1 protein-coding gene is annotated in these 1,662 nt (G+C 61.0%); it reads left to right on the top strand.

What is annotated here, in order from left to right; translation table 11 throughout:
• Positions 1-1,662, top strand: a 1,662-nt coding sequence (locus IEQ42_RS27205) for an immunoglobulin-like domain-containing protein (RefSeq protein WP_338109830.1), incomplete at both ends; no start/stop codon positions are given.

Below are 1,662 nucleotides of genomic sequence, written 5' to 3'. Positions count from 1 at the left end.
CCGACACCGTCGACACCACCAACCTGTCGCTGAGCGCCACTGGCTCTGTGGCTGAGGGTGGCCAGATCACCTACACCGCCACTCTGACCAACGCTGCTGGCTCGCCAGTGACCGTGACTCTGAGCAATGGCTCGGTCATTACCATCGACGCTGGCAAAACCACCGGCACCGTGACCATTCCTGCGCCATCCGATGACGTCTACAAAGACGCCGGTTCCGTGCAGGCAACGATCAGCACCGCAACCGGTGGCAACTTCGAAAATCTGGTGCCGAGCACGACGCCAGCAGTGACCAGCGTCACCGACACCATCGACACCACGACAGTGAAGTTGACTGCCACCGGCACAGCGGCTGAAGGCGGCAACGTCGTCTACACAGCCACTGTCGGTGCACCGGTGACGGGTTCTCCAGTGACCGTGACACTGGCCAACGGTCAGACGATTACTATCGGCGTCGGCCAAACCTCTGGCACTGCTGTAACGACTGCGCCGAACGATGTGCTGACTGGCCACGCTCCGATCACCAACTCGATCACCGACGTAACCGGCGGCAACTACGAAAACCTCGTAGCTGACAAAACTCCAGTCAGCACCACCGTGACCGATACCGTCGACACTACCAACCTGTCGTTGACCGCGACCGGCAGCGTGGCCGAGGGTGGCCAAATCACCTACACCGCGACGCTGACCAACGCTGCTGGCTCACCAGTGACCGTGACTCTGAGTAACGGCTCGGTCATCACTATCGACGCTGGCAAAACCACCGGCACCGTGACCGTCCCAGCTCCGACCGATGACGTCTACAAAGACGCCGGTTCCGTCCAGGCAACGATCAGCATCGCCACCGGTGGCAACTTCGAAAATCTGGTGCCGAGCACGACGCCAGCAGTGACCAGCGTCACCGACACCATTGACACCACCACCGTGAAGTTGACTGCCACCGGCACAGCGGCTGAAGGCGGCAACGTCGTCTACACAGCCACTGTCGGTGCACCGGTGACGGGTTCTCCAGTGACCGTGACACTGGCCAACGGTCAGACGATTACTATCGGCGTCGGCCAAACCTCTGGCACTGCTGTAACGACTGCGCCGAACGATGTGCTGACTGGCCACGCTCCGATCACCAACTCGATCACCGACGTAACCGGCGGCAACTACGAAAACCTCGTAGCTGACAAAACTCCAGTCAGCACCACCGTGACCGATACCGTCGACACTACCAACCTGTCGTTGACCGCGACCGGCAGCGTGGCCGAGGGTGGCCAAATCACCTACACCGCGACGCTGACCAACGCTGCTGGCTCACCAGTGACCGTGACTCTGAGTAACGGCTCGGTCATCACTATCGACGCTGGCAAAACCACCGGCACCGTGACCGTCCCAGCGCCGACCGATGACGTCTACAAAGACGCCGGTTCCGTGCAGGCAACGATCAGCACCGCCACCGGTGGCAACTTCGAAAACCTGGTACCAAGCACTGTTCCAGCAGTGACCAGCGTCACCGACACCATCGACACCACGACAGTGAAGCTGACCGCCACCGGCACAGCGGCTGAAGGCGGCAACGTCGTCTACACAGCCACTGTCGGCGCTCCAGTAACCGGTTCGCCTGTTGTAGTGACCCTGGCTAACGGTCAGACCATCACCATCGGTGTCGGCCAAA

The organism is Pseudomonas iridis (genome assembly GCF_017980685.1).
GTDB lineage: Bacteria > Pseudomonadota > Gammaproteobacteria > Pseudomonadales > Pseudomonadaceae > Aquipseudomonas > Aquipseudomonas iridis.
Note: the sequence above shows the minus strand (reverse complement) of the source record. Positions and strands in the feature narration are given on the sequence as shown.